This is a genomic window from Shinella sp. GW835-FHT14H05 (assembly GCF_058793575.1).
In genome coordinates, this window is sequence record NZ_JBXAFY010000013.1 from 39,679 (window position 1) to 62,102 (window position 22,424).

The window sequence follows — 22,424 nt, forward strand, 5'->3', positions numbered from 1 at the left end:
GGTCTACTTCCCCTGCTCTTCGGCCTTGGCCTGCGCATTCTGGAAGAACACGATGGGCACGACCAGGATGAGGAGCAGGATGGTGGCGACGGCGGCGGAGACCGGCCAGTCGCGGTTTGCGTTGAACTCGTTCCACAAGGTCTTGCCGATCATCAGCGTCTGCGACCCGCCGAGCAGATCCGGGATGACGAATTCGCCGACGGCCGGAATGAAGACGAGCATGCAGCCCGCGACCACGCCCGGAAGCGAAAGCGGGAACGTGATCTTCCAGAAGGCGGAAATGGGCGGGCAACCGAGATCCTTTGCCGCCTCGATCAGCGAATTGTCCATCTTCTCCAGCGCAGAATAGAGCGGCAGGATCATGAAGGGCAGATAGGAATAGACGATGCCGATATAGATCGCCCAATTGGTGCCGATGATGATCAACGGCTGGTCGATAATGCCGGTGCTGAGCAGGAACTGGTTGAGCAGCCCTTCCGGCTTGAGGATGGCGATCCAGGCATAGACGCGGATCAGGAAGCTCGTCCAGAACGGCAGGATGACGAGCATCAAGAGCGTCGGGCGCAGTGTGCGCGGCGCCTGCGCCATGCCATAGGCGATTGGGTAGCCGATCAGGAGCGTGATGAAGGTCGAAACGCCGGCGATCCAGATGCTCGACAGGTAGGCGTTGAGATAAAGCGCATCCTCGGTCAGCCAGATATAGTTCGCGAAACTGAACTGCCCCACCTTGCTGAAGAAGCCGGAGAGGCCATCCGCCAGCGCGAAGACCGGCTCATAGGGCGGCTGCGCGATCGCGGTGGTGGAAAGCGAGATGCGGAAGACGATGAAGAAGGGAACGAGGAAGAAGAACAGCAGCCACGCATAGGGAAGAATAATGACAAGGCGGCTGAAGATGGCGGAGCCGAGCTTGTTCATCGGTCAATCCTTCAAGACGACGCCGGCGGTTTCGCCGAAGGAGACCCAGACCTTCTCGTCATAGGAAATCGGGTCCTCCACCTCGCGCAACGCGTTCAGCATGGAGGCCTTGACCACCTTGCCGCTGTCGAGCTTGACGTAGAAGACCGTCATGTCGCCGAGATAGCCGATGTCCCAGATTTCGCCCGGCGCCGCATTGACGGAGGCATCGGCGGGAGCGGCCCGCGTGACCTTCATCTTTTCCGGCCGGATGGCGAAGCCCGCGGCACTGCCCGGCGTGGGGCCGTTGGCGGTTGCGGTGCGGATGGTGAAACCCTCGTTGACGGCAAGCTCGATCTTGCCGTTGCCGTTGGCCGAGACCTTGCCGTCGAGGATGTTGACGTCGCCGATGAAGTCCGCGACGAAGCGCGAATTCGGCGCCTCGTAGATTTCCGCCGGTGTGGCCACCTGGATGACCTTGCCGTGGCTCATCACCGCGATGCGGTCGGCCATGGTCATCGCCTCTTCCTGGTCGTGCGTGACGACGACGAAGGTGAGGCCGAGTTCCTGCTGCAGGTCCATCAGTTCGAATTGCGTTTCCTCGCGCAGCTTCTTGTCGAGCGCGCCGAGCGGCTCGTCGAGCAGCAGCACCTTCGGGCGCTTGGCGAGCGAACGGGCAAGCGCCACGCGCTGGCGCTGGCCGCCGGAAAGCTGGTGCGGCTTGCGCTTGGCGAATTGTTCGAGCTTGACGAGCTTCAGCATCTGCGAGACGCGCTCGGCGATCTCGTTCTTCGGCATGCCGTCCTGGCGCAGCCCGAAGCCGATATTGCTCTCCACCGTCATGTGCGGGAAGAGCGCGTAGGACTGGAACATCATGTTGACCGGCCGCTTGTAGGGCGGGATGCCGGCAATATCCTGGCCGTCGAGGATGATCTCGCCGGAGGTCGGCCGTTCGAAGCCGGCGAGCATGCGCAGCAGCGTGGACTTGCCGCAGCCGGACGCGCCGAGCAGGGCGAAGAACTCGCGGTGATAGATATTCAGGGTGAGATCATCGACGGCGGTGAAATCGCCGAACCTCTTCGTGACATTGCGGAACGTGATGAATGGTTTTGCGTCCGGATCCGTCCACGGCGCGAAGGAACGACGGATATTGCCGAGAGATTTCATTACCTGTCCCCATCTCTTTTTTCTGGCAGTCAAAATGAAATTGCCCGGAAGAGACTTCCGGGCAATTCGTCCTGTGCCGGTTATTGGCCGGTCACGATTTTGGTCCACGCCCGTGTGAACAGGCGCTGCGTTTTTGCGTCCAGCGTCGTGTTGGTGAAGAGCTTTGCCAGCGTCGCCTCATCCGGATAGATCGTCGTGTCCTTGATGATCTCTTCCGGCATGATGGCCTGGGCCGCCTTGTTGCCGTTGGCATAGTGGATGTAGGTCGAGGCCTTGGCGATGACTTCCGGGCGCATGATGTAGTCGAGGAAGGCGTGCGCCTCTTCGACATGCGGTGCGTCGGCGGGGATCGCCATCTGGTCGAACCACATCTGCGTGCCTTCCTTCGGGATCGTGTAGCCGATCTCGACGCCGTTGCCGGCCTCTTCCGCGCGGTCGCGGCCCTGGAAGATATCGCCCGACCAGCCGACCGCGATGCAGATATCGCCGTTCGCCAGGCCGTTGATGAACTCGGAGGAGTGGAACTTGCGCACGAAGGGACGGATCTTCTGGAGCGCTTCCTCGGCCTTGGCGAGATCGGCCGGGTCATGGCTATCCGGGTTGAGGCCGAGATAGGCGAGCGTCACCGGGATGATGTCGGTCGGCGAATCGAGCAGGTTGATGCCGCAATCCTTGAGCTTTTCGGCGTTTGCCGGGTCGAAGATCGCCGTCCAGCTATCGATCGTGTCCGTGCCGAGGGCTTCCTTGATCTTGGCCTTGTTGTAGCCGATGCCGATCGTGCCCCACATGTAGTTGATCGAATATTCGTTGCCGGGATCGAAGGGCTGCATGCGGGTGGCGACCATGTCCCACATGTTCTTCAGGTTCGGCAGCTTCGACTTGTCGAGCTTCTGGTAGACGCCGGCCGAAATCTGGCGTTGCAGGAAGGTGTTGGTCGGCACCACCACGTCGTAGCCGGTGCCGCCGGCGAGAAGCTTCGTCTCAAGGATCTCGTTCGAATCATAGACGTCGTAGACGACCTTGATGCCGGTTTCCTTGGTGAAATCGTCGATGATCGAGCTATCGATATAGTCCGACCAGTTATAGACATTAACGACTTTTTCCTGCGCCAGCGCACCACCTGCACCAAACAGGGCGACCGTGGCAGCCGTCGCCAAAAGAGTACGTCTTATCATTGATTTATCTCCCAGTTTTTTTCCGTGCCTATGAGTTGCTATGAAAGAACAGTCACCGATTATGGATGTTTTTCGAGAGGCGACAAGCTGCATTCTACGCATAGACAGGGCGATTTTTGATATCACATTGTTCCCATTCCTATCATATTTGAAGCCCTATCCGCGGCGGAAATCAAGCGAAAATTCACTGGAAGTCGAAAAGGCTCAATCCCGCAACCATTTCGTCCAGCCCGAGGGGGCGCGTGACGGGCGGTTCGGCACGCGCAAGACAGCCCTGCCGCTCGCACAACCGGCAGGCCGTGCCGACCGCGACCGTGCCGTCCCTGCGCACCGCTTCGGCGTAAACCGTCTCTTCCGCATGCGCCGCATCGCAGCCGATGAGCAGTGCCGTGCGGCGCACCCGCTCCGCAAAGGCGCTCTGCGGGCCTTCGAGCGTTCGCGAGACCGTCAGGAAGGCGGCACCGTCAGGCATCTCGACGCGATCGACGAGGATCTGCCCCGGCTGGGAGAAGGCGGAATGCACGCCGAGCTTGGGACAGCCGCCGCCGAAGCGTGCCTGCGGAAAGCCTGACGCGCCCGCCCGGCGGAAGCGGTGGCCGGCATTGTCGATCTCCAGCATGAAGAAGGGCACGCCCGGCTTGCCCGGCCTTTGCAGCATGGTGAGCCGGTTGGCCGCCTGCTCGTAGGAGACGCCGAAACGCGAGCGCAGGATATCGACATCGTAGCGCGCGCGCTGCGCCGTCGCGTGAAAGGCCTCGTAGGGCATCATCAGCGCATGCGCCGCGTAGCGCGCCAGTTCGAAACGGGCGATGCGCTTGGCCTCGGCATTCGACAGGGCGAGCTGATCGAGTTCGGCAAATATCTCGTCCTGAAGCGCCAGCTGCACCGTCTCCATGGCGATCTCGCGCATCTGGTCGAAGGGTGACAGGCGCTCCGACAGGAAGAGACGCATGGAGTGTCGGTCGAAGCGGCGCCGCAGGTTCGGCATGGTGTGCACGGGCAGCAGGCGCACGACGACACCGTGCTCCTTGCGCAGCCACCCCTTCAGCGCCGCCGCCCGATCGTCACCGGGCGCAAGGGCCGCATGAAACCGCTCCGCCGCCTCATCGATCGCGCCAAAATAGTTCGGGCGGTTCTCCAGCTTGTCGCGCACCTCGTCCATCGGCAGCAGCGCGCCGGAGAGCGTCGTGGCGTGGCCTTCGCGGGCGAGAAGGTCGGCGAGATCGGTGAGGCGGGCGGCCTGTTCGCGATAGGCGCGGTAGAGTTTCAGGATGCCGCTCGCCACGTTCGGCGCGGCGTCCGCAATCTCGACCAGCTCATGATCGCCCGGCAATTCGCCGGCGAGCAGCGGATCGGCGAAGACCTCGCGCAGCTGGCGCGCATTGCCGGCGCTTTCGCCCTGAAGCTCGTCGAGGTCCACCTTATAGACGGAGGCGAGCCGCAGCAGGAGCTGCACCGTCAGCGGCCGCTGGTTGCGCTCGATGAGGTTGAGGTAGGATGGCGAGATCGACAGGCCTTCCGCCATGGCCGTCTGGGTGAGGCCCAGCGTGTTGCGGATGCGCCGGACTTTCGGGCCGGCAAAGATCTTGTTCTCCGCCATATGTCACATCCTTTACACGATTGGCCGCCGCTGGAAATTTACAATCTTTACTTTTTTACAGACGCCCTTTGTCAAAGGCAAGACATCGTTACTCGATTACGCCGCTGATTTTCCGGTTTTCTCTCGCCCTATTGTGCGCTGCGATGTAAATACTGTCACATGAAATCGGGCGACAAAGAGAGCCAAGCCCGATCCCGAGACATCGCATTGGAGGATACTATGACCGATTTTTACAATCTCGTCCCGAGCGCGCCGAAAGGCCGGTTCGACGGCATCGAGCGCCCCTACACGGCCGAGACGGTCGAGAAGCTGCGCGGCTCGGTCCAGATCCGCCATACGCTCGCCGAAAACGGTGCGAACCGTCTCTGGAAGCTCATCCATGAGGAAGATTTCGTCAACGCGCTCGGCGCGCTCTCGGGCAACCAGGCCATGCAGATGGTCCGCGCCGGCCTGAAGGCGATCTACCTGTCCGGCTGGCAGGTCGCCGCCGACGCCAACACGGCGTCCGCCATGTATCCCGACCAGTCGCTCTACCCGGCAAATGCCGCACCGGAACTGGCCAAGCGCATCAACCGCACGCTCCAGCGTGCCGACCAGATCGAGACTGCGGAAGGCAACGGCCTTTCGGTTGACACCTGGTTCGCCCCGATCGTCGCCGACGCGGAAGCCGGCTTCGGCGGCCCGCTCAACGCCTTCGAGATCATGAAGGCCTTCATCGAGGCAGGCGTTGCCGGCGTCCACTTCGAAGACCAGTTGGCATCGGAAAAGAAGTGCGGCCATCTCGGCGGCAAGGTTCTGATCCCGACCGCGGCCCATATCCGCAACCTCGATGCCGCGCGCCTTGCCGCCGACGTCATGGGCACTTCGACGCTGGTCGTCGCACGCACCGATGCCGAGGCCGCGAAGCTTCTCACCTCCGATATTGACGAGCGCGACCAGCCCTTCGTCGACCGGGATAAGGGTCGCACGGTCGAGGGTTTCTACCAGGTCAAGAACGGCATCGAGCCCTGCATTGCCCGCGCCATCGCCTATGCGCCGCATTGCGACCTGATCTGGATGGAGACCGGCAAGCCGGACCTCGAACAGGCCCGCAGGTTCGCCGAGGCCGTGCACAAGGCCCATCCGGGCAAGCTGCTCGCCTACAATTGCTCGCCCTCGTTCAACTGGAAGAAGAACCTGGACGACGCGACGATCGCCAAGTTCCAGCGGGAGCTCGGTGCGATGGGCTACAAGTTCCAGTTCATCACGCTCGCCGGCTTCCACCAGCTGAACTACGGGATGTTCGAACTGGCCCGCGGCTACAAGGATCGCCAGATGGCGGCCTATTCGGAGCTGCAGGAAGCGGAATTCGCCGCCGAGATCAACGGCTACACCGCGACCAAGCACCAGCGCGAAGTCGGCACCGGATACTTCGATGCCGTCTCGATGGCCATTACCGGCGGCCAGTCCTCGACGACCGCCATGCATGAATCGACCGAGCACGAGCAGTTCCGCCCGGCCGCCGAATAACCCGACCCGTCAACCCTTCAAGAACCCCCATAGAGCCCGCATTCCTGCGACGGCAGGTGTACCACCTGCCTGCAAATGCTCAAAAAAGAGGAGAAATGCCATGACAGTCCAGACCCGAGTCAAGGAACGTGCGGAAGAACAGGCGTCCGCCATGTCCCCCGACCAGCAGGCCATGATCCGCATGGTCGCCAACGACCTGCACCGCCTCAACCAGTCCGTCATGAAGGCGGTCGAGGCGGGGGTGTCGGTCGAGCTCGTCCGCTCCGCCCGCCACCACGGCGGAGAGGGCAACTGGGGCGACCTGCTGATCCCGGTCATCGTGACGCAGGGTCGCGGCTGACAGGCAAGACATCCAGTCGAAACAAGGTCCCCGGTGCTCCCTGCGCCGGGGACCTTTTTACGTGCGGCTCGGCCGCTTGCCGGCGAAGAGATCGGCGTGGCTTGGGAGCAGCCGGAACAGCCGGTCGGAGACGGTGCGGATATCGCGCCGGTGGCGGTCCTCGCTGTTGGTGACGACCCATTGGTGGTGCCGCAGCTCGCGGATTTCTTCGCCTGCCCGCTCCAGCGCCGGATCGAGATCGCCGACGAAACAGGGCAGCACCGCCTGCCCGGCACCGGCGCGCACGAGATCGAGCAGCGAGCGCGGCCGGCTGACGATGACGGCAATAGTGCCCGCCGCCCGCTCATGCGGCCAGCGCAGGTAGGCGGAGACCGCATCCTCCTGCGACACCGCCAGCCAGCGCCCGGCGAGCGCCTCCCCGGAATTCTTCCGCCGATAGGCCGCATAGGCCACCTCGCCGGCATGCCGGCTGATCAGGCTCGGCTCCGTCGGCTCGACCGCCCGGATGCCGACATCCACCTCGCGGTGGGTGAGCGTCGCGCGACGCTCCGAGATGGACAGGTCGAGGCGGAAGGGGTCGCGCTCGGTGCAGATTGCGGAAAAATTCTCGCAGACGAGCCACGTCACCCAGGTGCCGGCCATCAGCCGCACGGTGCTCGTCCCCTGCCCCTCCTGCCGCCAGCTTTCCACGCCGCGGGCGATCGCCTCCATACCCTGTAACTGCTCGAACAGCGCCTGGCCCTCGCTCGTCAGCCGGTAGCCGGTCTGGCTGCGCAGGAAAAGCGGGCGGCCCATCGCCTCCTCCACTTGCAGCACGCGCCGGCCGACCGTCGCGGGGCTCAAACCCGAGACCTGCGATGCGCCGGTAAGCCCGCCCTGCCGGGCGACTTCGAGGAAGATTCGGTAGGATTCCCAGGACATGTCTTTCATGAATGAAAAACATAGTGCGGTTTCCGCTGTTCGTGAATGCCGATTTGAAGGGTAATTTCCCCTCGTCGAACACGGCGCAGACAGCGCCGCCCACGCCATTCACCGCCACGGCGCGCCCCTCCCGGCGCCACGGCCGGCTGTAGCCTTCAAAACGGAGACAGGCATGCAGGATATGTACGGACTCGCGATCCTCTTCGAGCTTTCACAGAAGCAGAGCGGCCGCCGCAAACACGAATTCGACCATCTGCGCGAGACCGCGCCGCTTCGTGCCGGCCTGCTGCGGCTGTGGCGCCGCCTGCGTCCCGCACGAAACACGAAAGGCCCGGCATGACCGGGCCTTTCTGCAACGGGTATGCAGTGCGTCTCAGGCGGCGCGCGAAGAGCGCATGGCCTGGGCTTCCCGCTCCCTCTCGAAGCGGAACTGGGCGATGAGCGCCATCAGTTCGTCGGCCTGCCCGGCAAGGTGGCGGCTGGCGCCTGTCGTCAGTTCCACCATGGAGGCATTCTGCTGGGTCATCTGGTCCATCTGGTTGACGGAGCCGTTCACCTCCTGCAACGCGGCCGACTGGTCGCGGCTGGCGGTGGCGATCATCGCGACATGATCACTGATGCCGACGATCTGCTGGCTGATGGAGGCGAGCACGGCCCCCGTCTGTTGCACGAGGCGCGAGCCGGTGCTGACCTCCTGCGTCGACTTGTCGATCAGGCCCTTGATTTCCTTGGCGGCCTCCGCCGAACGCTGGGCGAGTTCGCGCACCTCCTGCGCCACAACCGCGAAGCCCTTGCCCGCCTCGCCGGCACGCGCAGCCTCGATGCCGGCATTGAGCGCCAAGAGGTTGGTCTGGAAGGCGATGTCGTCGATCACCTCGATGATCTGCTCGATCTGGCGCGAGGCCTCCTCGATCCGCCCCATCGCCTCGATGGCGCTGGTGACGACCGCGCTGGAATTGTCGGCGCTCGCCTTGGTTTCGGCGACCTTGGTGTTGGCCTCCTGGGCGCGCTCGGCGGATGAGCGCACCGTGACGGTTATCTCGTCGACCGCGGCCGCCGTCTCCTCCAGCGAAGCGGCCTGCGCTTCCGTGCGGCGCGACAGGTCATCGGCGGAATGGCGCATCTGCGTGCCGCTCGACTGGATCGCCTCGGCATTGCTGCGGATGCTGCCCAGCGTATCCTGGAGCCGCGCGAGCGAGCCGTTGAAATCCTGCCGGAGCTGTTCCAGGCGGCCGGAGAACGGCGTGTCGATGGCCTGCGAGAGATCGCCTCGCGCAAGGCGCCCGAGGCCGGCGGCGAGCTCGCTGACGGCAAAATCGATCTGCCGGTCGGTTTCGCGCTTTTCCGCGTCGCTCAGTTCGCGCTCCGCCGCTGCCTGTTCGTCCTGGCGCTGCGCGATGTCCTCCATCTCGATCTTTCGCTGGGCATTCTCGCGGAAGACTTCGAGAGCGCGGGCGATCTGGCCGAATTCGTTCGCCTTGTCGCGGCTCGGAATGTCCGTGTCGAGGCGCCCTTCGGCAATGCCCCCGACGGCGCCGATCAGCGCGCGCAGCGGCCGCGTCGCCCGCCGGACGGCGAAATAGGCAAGCGCGCCGAAAACCAGCATCGACAGCACGCCGGCAAGGATGGCTCGGACCTGAAGGTCATGGATCTTCTGGAAGTAAATCTCCATCGGGATGCCGATGAAAAGGATGCCGACATTGGCGCCAGCAGCGTTCTTGACCGGGAAGTAACCGGTCATGAAGTCGCGGCCGAAGAGCTGGGCCGGTCCGAAATAGGGCTCGCCCTTGGCAAGAACCGCCTGTGCCGGATGCTCGGGCGCCAGTTTCGTGCCGACGGCCCGCGATCCGTCCTCCTTCTTCACATTCGTCGAGATGCGCACGTAGTCGGCGCCCTGCTTGGCGAAGACCGTCGCGACGCCGGCAATCGAGCTGGCCGTGCGGTCGACGAGGTCGTGGTTGGCAAGCTCCGGCATCGCCTCGCTGTGGATCGCCGTGAGCCCGCCATCCTTCAACGCAACGGAGGCGTCTTCGATCGCCGCACCATAGAGAACGGCCATGGCGCGCGTGGCATCCCGCGCATCGTTGGCCGCATCCTCCAGCACATAGCTGCGCAGGTTGTAGTGCATCACGCCGACGATCACCGCGGCGCTGAGGAAGATGAAGGCAAAGGTCATCGCCGCATACTGATAGGCGACGGAAGATCTGAAAATCCTGATCATGTCGGACTCCTCTTGTCCGCAAATGATAAGAATCAAATATATAAGAAAAGCTGAAAATTCGCTGCAATAACCCATAAGAAACAGGGGTTTTTCAAGCAAAAAGGCCCGGAAATCCGGGCCTTTTCTTGGTTAACGGCAGCTCGGTCTACGCTGCGCGATAAAGGCCCTGGCCGTCGCGGTCCTCTTCCAGGCGGAACTGCTCGACCAGCATCATCAGCGTGTCGGCTTCGCTGGCAAGCTTGCGGCTGGCGGCGGTCGTCAGGTCCACCATCGAGGCGTTCTGCTGGGTCATCTGGTCCATCTGGTTGACGGAGCCGTTGACCTCCTGCAGCGCTGCCGCCTGGTCGCGGCTGGCGGTCGCCATCATTTCCACATGGTGGCTGACGGTGACGATCTGCTGGCTGATCGAGGCCAGCACCGAGCCGGTCTCCTGCACGAGGTGCGATCCCGCGCTGACCTCGCTCGTCGACTTCTCGATGAGGCCCTTGATCTCGCGGGCGGCGCTGGCGGAGCGCTGGGCGAGTTCGCGAACCTCCTGCGCGACGACGGCAAAACCCTTGCCGGCTTCGCCAGCGCGGGCAGCCTCGATGCCGGCATTCAGCGCCAACAGGTTGGTCTGGAAGGCGATGTCGTCGATCACCTCGATGATCTGCTCGATCTGGCGCGAGGCGCCCTCGATGCGGCCCATCGCGGCGATCGCGTTGCTGACGACGGAGGCAGAGCTGTCGGCGCTGCGCTTGGTGGCGCCGACGACGACATTCGCCTCATGCGCCCGCTCGGCGGAGGAGCGCACGGTCACGGTGATCTGCTCGACGGCGGCGGCGGTTTCCTCCAGCGACGAGGCCTGCGCTTCGGTGCGCTTGGCGAGCGCATCGCCGGAACTCAGCATGTCCGCGCCGCTGCGCTGGATCGACAGCGCATTGTTGCGGATCTGGCCGAGCGTGTCCTGAAGGCGCACGAGCGAGATGTTGAAATCCTGCCGAAGCTGTTCGAGGCGACCGGAGAAGGGCGTGTCGATCTGGCGCGACAGGTCGCCCTGTGCCAGGCGGCCGAGACCGGCGGCAAGCGCGTTGACGGCGAAATCGATCTGCCGGTCGAAGGCCTGCTTTTCGGCATCGTTGCGGGCGCGTTCGGCTTCCGCGGCGCTGCGCTGCTCCTCGCTTTCCGCCTCGATGCGGATCTTCGACAGTGCGTTCTGCTTGAAGACGCCGAGCGCGCGGGCCATGTCGCCGATCTCGTCGCGGCGGCCCTCGCCGGAAATGCCGGTATCGAGGAAGCCATCGGCGAGGCGGCGCATGGCGCCGGTGATCTGGCCGATCGGCCCCTTCAGCGTCAGCACCAGCGCGATGCCGGCAAGCACCGCGATCGCGACGCCGGCGACGGTCGCAAGCACCGAGACCTGGTTTGCCTTTTCGCGCTCGCTGCCGGCGCTGGTCTTCTGCTCTTCGGCGAACTGGCTCAAGAGATTCCAAATCGTGTCGATGGACTGGCCGGCCGCGTCGAAGTCGGCGGCGCGCTGCGTGCTGATCGTCACGAGCGTCGCGCTGTCCGCGTCCATGCGCTCAAGCACCGGCGCCAGCGTTTCATCGACCGTGTCGAAGAAGGCAAGGCCGCTGGCGCTGCCGCGCAGGCCGCTCATGTCGCTGCGCAGGAGGGAAAGGTTGCTAAGTAGCTTGGTGCGATTTTCAACCGACGTCTGGCCGAGGAAGCGGGCGGCGATGATTTCGATGTCATAGATCGAATTGACCAGCTTGCGGGTGGCCGAAAGGATGGCTTCGGATTTGATGATCGGCTCGTCGAGTTCGCCGAAAATGCGGGTCGCCTCGCGCATCTTCTCGCCGGCAGCGCCCTGAAGCTGGATGGCGACCTGGCGGAAGCGGTTGATGCGGCGTGCGATTTCCGGAACGGTGACGTCGGCCGGCTCGGTCGAGGAGAGGAAACCGCCGAGTTCATCCACCGTGTTGCGGATGGTCGTGGAGACGACCTTCTGGCTCTTCGGCAGGATCATCGAGATGGAACGGTCGGTCTTCGAGATGGAGGGATAACGCTCCTTGACGAGCTTCAGCTTGTCGTCCGGCGTGGCCGCCTTGGTGAAATCGGAGAGGAAATCGGCGAAGAACTTGCTGGCATTCGTCAGGCGGTCGGCCTCGCGCAGCATGCTCTTGGCGGTGTTCTCGTTCTGGCGCACCGTGCGCTGGAGCTTGGTCGCCTCTTCCAGGATCTTGCCCTGCTCGGCCGCAAGATAATTGAGGTTCTTGCCCATCGCTTCATGGAGCTTCGCCTCGCGGACATAGAGCAGCCAGAGCCCTTCCATGCGCGCTTCGATATCCTTGGTCTGCTTCTGGGCTTCGAGGAGCTTGGAGGCGTCGACGTCCGGCGTCAGGCCATCCATCGTCACCCGCAGAAGCGCCACCTGCGCCTTCAGGCGCTCGTTCACGGCGTCGCGGCTTTCCTCGCTGGTGTTCTGCAGGAACCGGTTCATGCCGGCATAGACATCCTTGAAGCCGCTCAGCGACTGGAGGACGCTGTTGGAAATCTCCATCCTGCCTTGCAGGAGGCCCGAGGCATAAAGCCCGGTGAAGCCCACGGCGCAGATGCTGAGCACGAAGGGCAGAATGAAGACCAGAACCTTGGTCTGGATCTTGAAACGCGCGAGGATCTTATCAATGAACATGGCGGAACATCCGTTGTCGGCGTGTCCCACCCCTGCCCTAAGAGAGCCTCCCAAGGATTCGGACCGCCGGATTACCGACTTTCATGCGGCCGCAATGCCGCTGATCCGGGGGAGCACTCATTGCCAGCCGCGTTGCATCCGTCATGGGACGCGGCTTCCGGAACCCTATCCGGAAATCATCGGCGGCAAACTTTAAAATTCCATCACTTTTTAAACCGATTTATGACGGCTCAAAGGGCGGCGATGGCAAGGCCGGCGACAAGAATGGCGGCGAGCGCGCAATTGATGCCGATCGCAACGAGGCGGCGGCGGCTTTCCTCGGCGGCAGCAATGGCGATGGCGCGGGCGGGGCGGCTTTTTGCAGGCATGCGGCGATACTCCGTTACAAGATACTACGGGCACCCGGATGATCCGGCCAGCCGGCCCACATCATGTTGTCTCCACGCGAAGGCGCGCGGAAAATGCCGACATCCCGAGAGCATCCGCCGCGAGGTCTTAAAGGACGGTAAACGCCGCCTAGCAGTCCTCGCGATCAGGCATCCTGGCCGGCCGCGTGGCCAGACGCCCAGGCCCACTGGAAATTATAGCCGCCGAGCCAGCCGGTGACATCCACCGCCTCGCCGATGAAATAGAGCCCCGGCACCGCCTTCGCCGCCATGCTGCGGGAATCGAGTGCCGCCGTGTCGACGCCGCCGAGCGTGACCTCCGCCGTGCGATAGCCTTCGGAGCCCGGCGGGCGGAAGCGCCAGTCCTTGAGTTTCTGCACCAGCGCATCGGTGCGCCGCGCCGGCTGTTCGGCGAGCGGGCCATCGATGCCGAGTTCGGTGACGACAAGCTGCGCGAGCTTCTTCGGCATGTGTTCTGAAAGCACGGTCTGCACCGCCTGCCGGCCGTTTTCGCGCCGGGCGGCGGCGAGCACCGTGGCGAAATCGACATCCGGGCGGATGTGGAGCGCGATCTCCTCGCCCTCCCGCCAGTAGGAGGAGATTTGCAGGATGGCGGGGCCGCTTAAGCCCCGATGGGTGAAGAGGGCCGCCTCGCGAAACTCCGTCTTGCCGTGGCGAGCGATGACGTCGACCGCGACGCCGGGCAGGCCCTCGTGGGCGGCGAGCGTCGCCGGGTCCAGCGTCAGCGGCACGAGGCCGGCGCGGGTTTCCACGAGCGGCAGGCCGAACTGCTCGGCGATGCGGTAGGCAAAACCCGTCGCCCCCATCTTGGGGATCGACTTGCCACCGGAGGCCATCACCAGCGAGGCGGCCTCGACGGTGCCGTTCTCGGTGACGATGCGGAAGGATGAGCCGTCGTGCTCGACGGCGCTGATGGACGTCGAGAGCCGCAGCTCGGCACCGGCCGCCTTCATCTCGGCGAGCAGCATCGCGATGATGTCCTTCGCCGAGTTGTCGCAAAAGAGCTGACCGAGCGTCTTCTCGTGCCAGGCGATGCCATGGCGCTCGACGAGATCGAGGAAATCGCGCGGCGTGTAGCGGGCGAGCGCCGACTTGCAGAAATGCGGATTGGCCGAGAGGAAATTCTTCGGACCGGCGTGGATATTGGTGAAGTTGCAGCGCCCGCCGCCGGAAATGCGGATCTTCTCGCCGGGTGCGCGGGCATGGTCGAGCACGAGCACCCGGCGCCCGCGTTTGCCCGCTTCGATGGCGCACATCAAACCTGCCGCGCCCGCTCCGATGATGACGACGTCCCGCCGCTCTGCCACGTATAAGATCCTTGTTCACCCCTCCTTTCAGCCATCGCGGACGAAAGTCAATCGGTGCGGTAAAAACAGATTTTCTCTGAAAAATCGCGATTTCTACCCCCCGGGGGGAGCTAGTAAAGGGCCAAACACCGGCTATGATGCGCCATCGTCAACAACCCCGGTGTGTCATGCCGTCCAAAAAAAAAGTCGTTACCCCCACCATCGAGAAAGCCGCACGCTCTACTAAAATCCCTCCCGCCATCAGCGTGCCACGTGGGGTAAAGACCTGGAAGGACGCCGCAGACTGGCTGAGGGCCCGTGGCATCGAGGATATCGAATGCATCACGCCGGACCTCGCAGGCGTGCCGCGCGGCAAGATGATGCCGTCGTCGAAATTCACCTCGAACACCTCGCTGGCGTTGCCCTCGGCGCTCTACCGCCACACGATTTCCGGTGATTACCCGGAAGAAACCGGCAATTTCCGCTATGAGCCGCGCGACAGCGACCTGAAGCTGCTGCCGGACCTTTCCACGCTCTCCGTCGTGCCGTGGGAAAGCGACCCGACCGCGCAGGTCATCTGCGACATCGTCGGCTCGACCGGCGAGAACGTGCCCTATACGCCGCGCAACGTCCTGAAGAACGTCGTGAAGATGTATAGCGACCGCGGCTGGCGCCCGGTCGTCGCACCGGAAATCGAGTTCTATCTCGTCGCGATGAACGAGGACCCGGACTATCCGCTGCATCCGCCGAAGGGCCGCTCCGGCCGCGCCATTCTCGGCGGCCAGGGCTATTCCATCGCCGGCATCAACGAGTTCGACGAACTGATCGACGACATCTACCACTTCTCCGAAAAGCAGGGTCTGGAGATCGACACCCTGATCCACGAGGAAGGTCCGGCGCAGCTCGAAATCAACCTGCGCCACGGCGATCCGATCGAGCTTGCCGACCAGGTGTTCCTGTTCAAGCGCACGATCCGCGAGGCGGCACTGAAACACGGCATCTACGCCACGTTCATGGCCAAGCCCATGCAAGGCCAGGCGGGCTCGGCCATGCATATCCACCAGTCGGTGGTGGAGATCGCGACCGGCAAGAACGTCTTCTCCAATCCGGACGGATCGGCCTCGAAGGAGTTCTTCCACTTCATCGGCGGCATGCAGACCTATGTGCCGAAGACGCTGGTGATGATGGCGCCCTATGTGAATTCCTACCGGCGCCTCACCCCCGAAATGTCGGCACCGGTGAACAATGCCTGGGGCTACGACAACCGCACGACGGCGTTCCGCGTGCCGGTTTCGGATGCCGCCGCACGGCGCGTCGAGAACCGCCTGCCGGGATCGGACGCCAATCCGTACCTGGCGCTGGCGGCCTCGCTCGGCTGCGGCCTGCTCGGCATCATGAACGAGATCGAACCGAGCGAGCCGACGGGCGACACCGCCAACGAAGGATCGATCGACCTGCCGCGCGGCCTGCTCGAGGCCGTGTCGCTGCTCGAATCGGACTCGGCGCTTGCCGACGTGCTCAGCGCGGAATTCATCGGCCTCTATGCCGGCGTGAAGCGTGGGGAGTTCGAGACCTTCATGCAGGTGATCAGCCCCTGGGAACGCGAGTTCCTGCTGCTCAACGTCTGAGCGGCCCCGGCGGTCCGGGCCGCCCGAAGAGATCAGATCCTGAGAGCGGCCGGCGCCCCGGCGCGCCGCCGCATCCTCTTGAACATGAGAGTGTGCAATGCCCTGGCAAAGCCCGATTTCCCCCGGCGTCTCCTGGTATGAGGCGAGCGTCGGAGACCGCCCCGAATATGCGCCCCTCGACGGTTCCGTCGAGGCCGATGTGGCCATCGTCGGCGGCGGCTTCACCGGCCTCCAGGCCGCCTACAATCTCGCGAAGAAGGGCGTCCGCGTCGTGCTCATCGAGGCGCATCGCTTCGGCGATGGCGCCTCCGGCCGCAATGGCGGCCAGCTCGGCACCGGCCAGCGCACGGACGCGGAGACGCTTGAGGCCGAGATCGGTTTCGAGCGCGCCAAGGCGCTGTTCGACCTTGCGGAGAATGCCAAGCGGCACATCCACGCTTTCGCCGCCAGCCAGAACCTTGAGATCGACTATGTTCCCGGCCAGCTGAACGTGAGCCACAAGGCAAGCTACGAGAAGGAGTTTCGCGATCACATCGAGATCGCCGCGACCCGTTTCGGCTATCCGCATCTGAGCTACCTCGACCGGGCGCAGACCGAGGAGAGCGTCGGTTCCAAGCGGTTCCTCTTCGGCATGCGCGACACCGGAACCGGGCATATCCACCCGATGAAGCTGCTTGTCGGCATCGCGCGGGCGGCGCAGGCTGCCGGTGCTAGCCTGCATGAAAAGACGCCGGCCCTGAAGATCGAGCGGACGGGCGGCAAGGCGGTCATCACGACGGCCAGGGGCACGATCCGCGCCGACAAGGCGCTGATCGCCTGCAACGCCTATATCGGCAATCTCGAAGCGAAGACGGCCTCGCATGTCATGCCGATCCGCTCCTTCATCGGCGCGACGGTGCCGCTCGACAAGTTCCCCGCGATCATTCCGGGCGGCGAATCGATTGCCGATACGCGCTTCGTGGTGCGCTATTTCCGCAAGACCCGCGATGGCCGGCTGCTTTTCGGCGGGCGCGAGGCCTATACTTCGGACAATCCCGCAGACATGACCCCGCCCATCCGCCGGCAGATCGAAGAGGTCTATCCGGAGCTGAAGGGTATCGAGCTCACCCATGCCTGGGGCGGCTCGGTCGGCATCACCATGCCACGCAAGCCCTATGTGCGCGAGGTCATGCCCGGCATCACGACGATCGGCGGTTATTCCGGCCATGGCGTCATGCTGTCAAACTACTGTGGCAAGCTTTATGCGGAGGACGTGACCGGCGGCAGTGCGGAACTCGACCAGCTGAAGGCGCTGAAAATCCCGGCCTTCCCCGGCGGTCCCCGGTTCCGCTCACCGCTTCTGTTCCTCGCCATGACGTGGTACGCGCTGCGCGACAAGCTCTGATCGAGTCGGAACCGTCGTTTTTGTTGCGTTGCACTCTGGCGTTTTTAAATCGATTAGATTATAACACCCGGCAACAGAACGAGATCGAGAAATCCGATGAGCAGCCAGATCATTCCCGTTGAGCCCTTCGACTATGTCGTCTTCGGCGGAACCGGCGACCTTGCTGAGCGCAAGCTCCTTCCGGCCCTCTACCACCGGCAGCTCGCCGGCCAGCTCTCCGACCCGACGCGCATCATCGGCGCGTCGCGAACCGCCTATACGCACGAGGAATACCGCAAGTTCGCCGTCGCCGCGCTGAAGGAACACCTGAAGCAGGGCGAATTCGACGAGACCGAGGTGAAGACCTTCTGCGACCGGCTGTTCTACGTCGCGGTCGACGCCAAGTCGGACGGCGGCTGGGACAAGCTCAAGGAGCTTCTCGACGAGGGCAAGGATCGCGTGCGCGCCTTCTACCTCGCCGTGGCACCTGCGATCTTCGGCGACATTTCGGAAAAGATCCGCGACCACAAGCTGATCACCAAGCAGACCCGCATCGTCGTGGAAAAGCCGATCGGCCGGGACCTCGCGTCCGCCAACGAGCTTAACAACACGATCGGCAAGGTTTTCCGCGAAGAGCAGATCTTCCGCATCGACCACTATCTCGGCAAGGAGACGGTGCAGAACCTGATGGCGCTGCGCTTTGCCAACGCCCTCTACGAGCCGCTGTGGAACTCCGCCCATATCGACCACGTGCAGATCACGGTGGCCGAGGCCGTCGGCCTCGAAAGCCGCGCCGGCTACTACGACAAGGCCGGCGCGCTGCGCGACATGGTGCAGAACCACATCCTCCAGCTGCTCTGCCTTGTGGCAATGGAAGTGCCCTCCTCCATGGATGCGGAAGCCGTGCGCGACGAGAAGCTCAAGGTGCTTCGTGCGCTGAAGCCGATCGACCAGTACAATGTCGAGCGCCTGACGGTGCGCGGCCAGTACCGCGCGGGTGCTTCGGCCGGCGGCCCGGTCAAGGGCTATCTCGAAGAACTCGAAGGCGGCGTTTCCAAGACGGAGACCTTCGTCGGCATCAAGGCGGAGATCGGCAACTGGCGCTGGGCGGGCGTGCCCTTCTACATCCGCACCGGCAAGCGGCTTGCCGCGCGCATGTCGGAAATCGTCATCACCTTCAAGCCGATCCCCCATTCGATCTTCGACCCCACGGCCGGCCGCATCGAAGCCAACCAGCTCATCATCCGCCTGCAGCCGGACGAAGGCGTCAAGCAGTCGCTGATGATCAAGGACCCCGGTCCGGGCGGCATGCGGCTGCGCAACGTCTCGCTCGACATGAGCTTTGCCGAAGCCTTCGACGCCCGCAATGCGGATGCCTATGAGCGCCTGCTGCTCGACGTCGTGCGCAACAACCAGACGCTTTTCATGCGCCGCGACGAAGTCGAGGCCGCATGGCGCTGGGTGGACCCGATCCTGAAGGCCTGGGAAGCGACCGGCCAGCAGGTGCAGGGCTACACGGCCGGCACCTGGGGCCCGAGCCAGGCCATCGCCCTCATCGAGCGCGACGGCCGCACCTGGCATGAATCGTAAGGAAGCCTGATGAGCGCGACAGTGCATGAATTTTCCGACGGCGCCGCCCTGGCGGAAGGTCTTGCGGACCGGGTTTCCGGCGCGCTGGCCGAGGCCGTCGCTACCCGGGGCCGCGCCAGCATCGCGGTCTCCGGCGGCTCGACGCCGAAAGCCTTCTTCAAGGCCCTGTCGAGCCGCGACATCGACTGGGCGAAGGTGACGATCACGCTCGTCGACGAGCGTTTCGTGCCCGCCGACAACCCGCGCTCGAACCACCTGCTCGTCGCCGACAACCTGCTTCAGGGCAAGGCGAAGGCGGCGCAGTTCCTGCCGCTCTACCGGGACGCCGGCAGCGCGGAAGCGGCGGCGGAGATCGTCACGGCGGATGCCGCGGCGCGCGGCCATCCCTTCGACGTCGTCATCCTCGGCATGGGCGCGGACGGCCACACGGCCTCGTTCTTCCCGGGCGGCAGCCGCCTTGCCGAGGCGATTTCGCCGGAGACCCCGCGCGGCATCATCACCATGGAGGCAGAAGGTGCAGGCGAACCCCGCCTTACCTTCACCTTCGCCAGCCTTCAGGATGCACGCCTTCTGGTGCTGCATATCGAGGGCCAGGGCAAGAAGGACGTTCTGGCCGCTGCCGAAGGCGACGGTCCGGAAACCGACATGCCGATCCGCGCCGTGCTCCGGCGTGCAGCGACCCCGGTCGACATCTACTGGGCGCCTTGAGGCACCCTGCCGGCTAACCCCGGCTCCACCCGGCGCAAGACGCCGATGATTAGCGGACTGCGCAGCGCCCCGCTCGCTTTGCCGCGCGAAAATGCAATCGAGAACAGTCAGGATAGCTCCCATGTCCGCCGACAAACGCATTGAAGCCATCACCGCCCGCATCGTCGAACGCTCGAAGCCGTACCGCCAGCCCTATCTCGACCGCGTGCGCGCCGCCGCCTCGCAGGGCGTGCATCGCGCCGTGCTGTCCTGCGGCAACCTCGCGCATGGCTTTGCCGTCTGTTCCCCCGCCGAGAAGGACGCGCTTGCCGGCGACCGCGTCCCGAACCTCGGCATCATCACCTCCTACAACGACATGCTCTCGGCCCATCAGCCGTTCGAGACCTATCCGGCGCTGATCCGCGAGGCCGCGCGTGAAGCCGGCGGCGTGGCGCAGGTTGCCGGCGGCGTGCCCGCCATGTGCGATGGCGTCACCCAGGGCCAGCCGGGCATGGAGCTCTCGCTCTTCTCGCGCGACCTCATCGCCATGGCGGCGGGCATCGGCCTGTCGCACAACATGTTCGATTCGGTCGTCTATCTCGGCGTCTGCGACAAGATCGTGCCCGGCCTGACGATCGCAGCACTCACCTTCGGCCACCTGCCGGCCATTTTCATTCCCGCCGGGCCGATGACCACGGGCCTGCCGAACGACGAGAAGGCGCGCGTGCGCCAGCTCTATGCCGAAGGCAAGGCCGGCCGGGCGGAACTGCTGGAAGCCGAGTCCAAGTCCTATCACGGCCCCGGCACCTGTACCTTCTACGGCACCGCCAATTCCAACCAGATGCTGATGGAGATCATGGGCTTCCACATGCCCGGCGCTTCCTTCATCAATCCCGGCACGCCGCTGCGCGACGCGCTGACCAAGGAAGCCACCAAGCGTGCGCTTGCCATCACCGCGCAGGGCAACGAATTCACCCCGGCCGGCGAGATGATCGACGAACGCTCGATCGTCAACGGCGTGGTCGGCCTGCATGCCACCGGCGGCTCGACGAACCACACGCTGCACCTGCTCGCCATGGCGCGCGCTGCCGGCATCCTGCTCACCTGGAAGGATATTTCCGAACTGTCCGACACGGTGCCGCTGCTTGCCCGCGTCTATCCGAACGGCCTTTCGGACGTGAACCATTTCCACGCGGCCGGCGGCATGGGGTTCCTCATCCAGGAACTCCTGAAGCACGGCATGCTGCACGATGACGTGCGCACGGTCTTCGGCCAGGGCCTGCAAGCCTATACGATCGATCCGAAGCTCAGCGAGACCGGCACGGTGCTGCGCGAACCGGCGCCGAAGGTCAGCCACGACCCGAAGATTCTTGCGAATATCGAGACGCCGTTCCAGGCGACCGGCGGGCTGAAAATGCTGACCGGCAATATCGGCAGCGCGGTCATCAAGATCTCCGCCGTGAAGCCGGAGCGCCATGTTATCGAGGCGCCGGCAAAGGTGTTCCACGACCAGCAGGAACTCAACGTCGCCTTCAAGGCCGGCGAACTGACGGGCGACTTCATCGCCGTCGTGCGCTTCCAGGGACCGAAGGCCAACGGCATGCCGGAACTGCACAAGCTGACGACCGTGCTCGGCATTCTTCAGGACCGCGGCCAGCGCGTCGCCCTCCTCACCGACGGCCGTATGTCCGGCGCCTCCGGCAAGGTGCCGGCCGCCATCCATGTGACGCCGGAAGCGGTCGACAACGGCCCGATCGGCCGCATCCGCACCGGCGATATCATCCGGCTAGATGCCGCTCACGGCACGATCGCGGTTCTGGTGGATTCCGCCGAGTTCGCCGCCCGCCCGCAGGCGACGGCCGATCTCTCCGGCAACGAATTCGGCATGGGCCGCGAACTTTTCGCGCCCTTCCGCGCGATTGCGGGACCGGCGGACCACGGGGCGAGCGTGTTGTTCGCTTGAGATCGGAGGCGTTCCCGATTTGCTCCAGAACGTCGTGAATGCAACTTTTATTGATGGTTGATCGTTTCCCTGCGGAACGAAAAGCGATTGGTGAAAGGAGCATTTCATGAAGAAGATCATAATCGCCGCTGTGGCCATTGTCATGGCATCGACAGTGCCCGGCCTTGCGCAGACCTATCGCAGTGAGGCCCGCGAACATCGCCAGGACCACCGCATTTTACGCGGTGTCACACAGGGTGAAATTACCGCGCGTGAGTATCGCAACATCCAGCGGCAGCAGAATCGGATCGACCGAGCACAACGCCGCGCCACGCGCGACGGCTATGTAACCCAGTCGGAGCGCCGACGGATCGAGCGCATGCAGGATCGTGCTTCGCGCAACATCTATCGCAAATCCAACAACGGCCGTTACGTTTACTAGAAAAACTGCTTAACGTAAGCGCATCAAGCCCGCCTGTGAGACACGCAGGCGGGTTTTTGTTGCTCACCTGGAACCGCTACACAGATATCAGCTATAGATATCCAGCGTGCGGCCCTGGTGGTTGCGGTGCGTCGAATAGACGAAGATGCGTTGCAGGTCCTTGTCGGAGAGCATGCGCAGGAAGCGGGCTTCGACGACGTCGTTCGTGTAGACGCGCTGCGTGAGGCAGCCGATCATCGGCAGGCGGGCGCTGACGATGTCGAGGTAGAAATTGCGCGGCAGCTGGAACTTCGTCGTCATGGTGACGATGGCGCCGCTGCGCGACAATTTAGTGATCAGGCACCGGCGCGAGACGAGATTGACGAGGCCGCCATTCTCGGTGAACTCGATGCGCGCCTCGTTGCAGGTGTCCTCCATCGGGAAACTTTTTTCCCGGTCGTACATGAAGGACTCTTCCTTGCTGAGATAGTTGTTACGCGGTTCGGATCCCCGGATACTCATCTGCCTGTTGCCCCTGGCACTGTCTGCTTTCGAGAAAAGTTAGGGGAGCAACGCTTAACATCGGGTTGAGCGGCAGG

General features: G+C 63.9%; 19 protein-coding genes. 9 read left to right on the forward strand and 10 right to left on the reverse strand.

The features are described 5' to 3' along the window. Positions 1-3: 3 nt before the first annotated feature. The 4 genes from AC1Q6Z_RS27655 to AC1Q6Z_RS27670 all read right to left on the reverse strand — a co-directional run bounded on the left by AC1Q6Z_RS27655 (position 4) and on the right by AC1Q6Z_RS27670 (position 4,836). Positions 4-915 carry an ABC transporter permease subunit gene (locus tag AC1Q6Z_RS27655; protein ID WP_492649924.1) on the reverse strand — a complete coding sequence of 304 codons (912 nt, stop codon included), beginning with the start codon at positions 913-915 and terminating at the stop codon, positions 4-6. Positions 916-918: 3 nt separating this feature from the next. Then, positions 919-2,061: an ABC transporter ATP-binding protein gene (locus tag AC1Q6Z_RS27660; protein ID WP_256120686.1), complete on the reverse strand. Its 1,143-nt coding sequence runs from the start codon at positions 2,059-2,061 to the stop codon at positions 919-921. Between the two features lie 80 nt (positions 2,062-2,141). Beyond that, positions 2,142-3,251 carry a polyamine ABC transporter substrate-binding protein gene (locus AC1Q6Z_RS27665; protein WP_305112861.1) on the reverse strand — a complete coding sequence of 370 codons (1,110 nt, stop codon included), beginning with the start codon at positions 3,249-3,251 and terminating at the stop codon, positions 2,142-2,144. 169 nt (positions 3,252-3,420) lie between these two features. After that, positions 3,421-4,836 carry a helix-turn-helix domain-containing protein gene (locus tag AC1Q6Z_RS27670; protein ID WP_492649925.1) on the reverse strand — a complete coding sequence of 472 codons (1,416 nt, stop codon included), beginning with the start codon at positions 4,834-4,836 and terminating at the stop codon, positions 3,421-3,423. A 219-nt stretch (positions 4,837-5,055) separates the two neighbouring features. Between AC1Q6Z_RS27670 and aceA the strand changes: the two genes are divergently transcribed. Beyond that, complete coding sequence (aceA, locus tag AC1Q6Z_RS27675) at positions 5,056-6,345, forward strand: isocitrate lyase (protein ID WP_492649926.1); 1,290 nt, start codon at positions 5,056-5,058, stop codon at positions 6,343-6,345. A 100-nt stretch (positions 6,346-6,445) separates the two neighbouring features. Continuing rightward, on the forward strand, positions 6,446-6,685 hold the full coding sequence (locus tag AC1Q6Z_RS27680; protein WP_319318536.1) for an SMc00767 family acetate metabolism repressor: 240 nt from the start codon (positions 6,446-6,448) through the stop codon (positions 6,683-6,685). Positions 6,686-6,742: 57 nt separating this feature from the next. On the opposite strand, the gene AC1Q6Z_RS27685 is transcribed toward AC1Q6Z_RS27680, so the two are convergent. Next, entirely contained in the window at positions 6,743-7,615 is an 873-nt protein-coding gene (locus AC1Q6Z_RS27685; protein WP_492649927.1) for a LysR family transcriptional regulator, read from the reverse strand. A gap of 163 nt (positions 7,616-7,778) precedes the next feature. Between AC1Q6Z_RS27685 and AC1Q6Z_RS27690 the strand changes: the two genes are divergently transcribed. After that, a complete protein-coding gene (locus tag AC1Q6Z_RS27690; RefSeq protein WP_439615049.1) occupies positions 7,779-7,946 on the forward strand; it encodes a hypothetical protein in 168 nt (55 codons plus the stop codon). Positions 7,947-7,979: 33 nt separating this feature from the next. On the opposite strand, the gene AC1Q6Z_RS27695 is transcribed toward AC1Q6Z_RS27690, so the two are convergent. The 4 genes from AC1Q6Z_RS27695 to AC1Q6Z_RS27710 form a co-directional block, all read right to left on the reverse strand. Then, on the reverse strand, positions 7,980-9,827 hold the full coding sequence (locus AC1Q6Z_RS27695; RefSeq protein ID WP_435267581.1) for a methyl-accepting chemotaxis protein: 1,848 nt from the start codon (positions 9,825-9,827) through the stop codon (positions 7,980-7,982). A gap of 145 nt (positions 9,828-9,972) precedes the next feature. Further along, on the reverse strand, positions 9,973-12,501 hold the full coding sequence (locus AC1Q6Z_RS27700) for a methyl-accepting chemotaxis protein (protein ID WP_256120693.1): 2,529 nt from the start codon (positions 12,499-12,501) through the stop codon (positions 9,973-9,975). 230 nt (positions 12,502-12,731) lie between these two features. Next, entirely contained in the window at positions 12,732-12,869 is a 138-nt protein-coding gene (locus AC1Q6Z_RS27705) for a hypothetical protein (protein ID WP_256120694.1), read from the reverse strand. A gap of 164 nt (positions 12,870-13,033) precedes the next feature. Next, positions 13,034-14,215: a BaiN/RdsA family NAD(P)/FAD-dependent oxidoreductase gene (locus tag AC1Q6Z_RS27710; protein WP_492649928.1), complete on the reverse strand. Its 1,182-nt coding sequence runs from the start codon at positions 14,213-14,215 to the stop codon at positions 13,034-13,036. Between the two features lie 167 nt (positions 14,216-14,382). Here AC1Q6Z_RS27710 and AC1Q6Z_RS27715 point away from each other — a divergent pair, with 167 nt between their 5' ends. From AC1Q6Z_RS27715 to AC1Q6Z_RS27740, 6 genes are all read left to right on the forward strand, one after another. Next, the gene (locus tag AC1Q6Z_RS27715) at positions 14,383-15,822 is read left to right on the forward strand and encodes a glutamine synthetase family protein (protein WP_256120696.1); all 1,440 of its coding nucleotides are present in this window, start codon (positions 14,383-14,385) and stop codon (positions 15,820-15,822) included. A 97-nt stretch (positions 15,823-15,919) separates the two neighbouring features. After that, on the forward strand, positions 15,920-17,206 hold the full coding sequence (locus AC1Q6Z_RS27720) for an NAD(P)/FAD-dependent oxidoreductase (RefSeq protein ID WP_492649929.1): 1,287 nt from the start codon (positions 15,920-15,922) through the stop codon (positions 17,204-17,206). Positions 17,207-17,302: 96 nt separating this feature from the next. Next, entirely contained in the window at positions 17,303-18,775 is a 1,473-nt protein-coding gene (gene zwf, locus AC1Q6Z_RS27725) for a glucose-6-phosphate dehydrogenase (protein ID WP_256120698.1), read from the forward strand. Positions 18,776-18,784: 9 nt separating this feature from the next. After that, entirely contained in the window at positions 18,785-19,483 is a 699-nt protein-coding gene (gene pgl / locus AC1Q6Z_RS27730) for a 6-phosphogluconolactonase (protein WP_492649930.1), read from the forward strand. Positions 19,484-19,604: 121 nt separating this feature from the next. Next, a complete protein-coding gene (edd, locus tag AC1Q6Z_RS27735) occupies positions 19,605-21,425 on the forward strand; it encodes a phosphogluconate dehydratase (protein ID WP_492649931.1) in 1,821 nt (606 codons plus the stop codon). Positions 21,426-21,531: 106 nt separating this feature from the next. Beyond that, on the forward strand, positions 21,532-21,846 hold the full coding sequence (locus AC1Q6Z_RS27740) for a hypothetical protein (RefSeq protein WP_492649932.1): 315 nt from the start codon (positions 21,532-21,534) through the stop codon (positions 21,844-21,846). A gap of 87 nt (positions 21,847-21,933) precedes the next feature. Here AC1Q6Z_RS27740 and AC1Q6Z_RS27745 read toward each other — a convergent pair whose 3' ends face one another. Beyond that, positions 21,934-22,347, reverse strand: coding sequence for a hypothetical protein (locus AC1Q6Z_RS27745; protein WP_256120702.1), 414 nt, complete (start codon positions 22,345-22,347; stop codon positions 21,934-21,936). Between the last annotated feature and the right edge of the window lie 77 nt (positions 22,348-22,424).

Excerpts from the sequence above, each read along its gene's own strand:
- AC1Q6Z_RS27655 (WP_492649924.1), bottom strand. The coding sequence starts at position 915 with ATGAACAAGCTCGGCTCCGCCATCTTCAGCCGCCTTGTCATTATTCTT.
- AC1Q6Z_RS27660 (WP_256120686.1), bottom strand. The coding sequence starts at position 2,061 with ATGAAATCTCTCGGCAATATCCGTCGTTCCTTCGCGCCGTGGACGGAT.
- AC1Q6Z_RS27670 (WP_492649925.1), bottom strand. The coding sequence starts at position 4,836 with ATGGCGGAGAACAAGATCTTTGCCGGCCCGAAAGTCCGGCGCATCCGC.
- aceA (WP_492649926.1), top strand. The coding sequence starts at position 5,056 with ATGACCGATTTTTACAATCTCGTCCCGAGCGCGCCGAAAGGCCGGTTC.
- AC1Q6Z_RS27680 (WP_319318536.1), top strand. The coding sequence starts at position 6,446 with ATGACAGTCCAGACCCGAGTCAAGGAACGTGCGGAAGAACAGGCGTCC.
- AC1Q6Z_RS27685 (WP_492649927.1), bottom strand. The coding sequence starts at position 7,615 with ATGAAAGACATGTCCTGGGAATCCTACCGAATCTTCCTCGAAGTCGCC.
- AC1Q6Z_RS27690 (WP_439615049.1), top strand. The coding sequence starts at position 7,779 with ATGCAGGATATGTACGGACTCGCGATCCTCTTCGAGCTTTCACAGAAG.
- AC1Q6Z_RS27695 (WP_435267581.1), bottom strand. The coding sequence starts at position 9,827 with ATGATCAGGATTTTCAGATCTTCCGTCGCCTATCAGTATGCGGCGATG.
- AC1Q6Z_RS27700 (WP_256120693.1), bottom strand. The coding sequence starts at position 12,501 with ATGTTCATTGATAAGATCCTCGCGCGTTTCAAGATCCAGACCAAGGTT.
- AC1Q6Z_RS27705 (WP_256120694.1), bottom strand. The coding sequence starts at position 12,869 with ATGCCTGCAAAAAGCCGCCCCGCCCGCGCCATCGCCATTGCTGCCGCC.
- AC1Q6Z_RS27715 (WP_256120696.1), top strand. The coding sequence starts at position 14,383 with ATGCCGTCCAAAAAAAAAGTCGTTACCCCCACCATCGAGAAAGCCGCA.
- AC1Q6Z_RS27720 (WP_492649929.1), top strand. The coding sequence starts at position 15,920 with ATGCCCTGGCAAAGCCCGATTTCCCCCGGCGTCTCCTGGTATGAGGCG.
- zwf (WP_256120698.1), top strand. The coding sequence starts at position 17,303 with ATGAGCAGCCAGATCATTCCCGTTGAGCCCTTCGACTATGTCGTCTTC.
- pgl (WP_492649930.1), top strand. The coding sequence starts at position 18,785 with ATGAGCGCGACAGTGCATGAATTTTCCGACGGCGCCGCCCTGGCGGAA.
- edd (WP_492649931.1), top strand. The coding sequence starts at position 19,605 with ATGTCCGCCGACAAACGCATTGAAGCCATCACCGCCCGCATCGTCGAA.
- AC1Q6Z_RS27740 (WP_492649932.1), top strand. The coding sequence starts at position 21,532 with ATGAAGAAGATCATAATCGCCGCTGTGGCCATTGTCATGGCATCGACA.
- AC1Q6Z_RS27745 (WP_256120702.1), bottom strand. The coding sequence starts at position 22,347 with ATGAGTATCCGGGGATCCGAACCGCGTAACAACTATCTCAGCAAGGAA.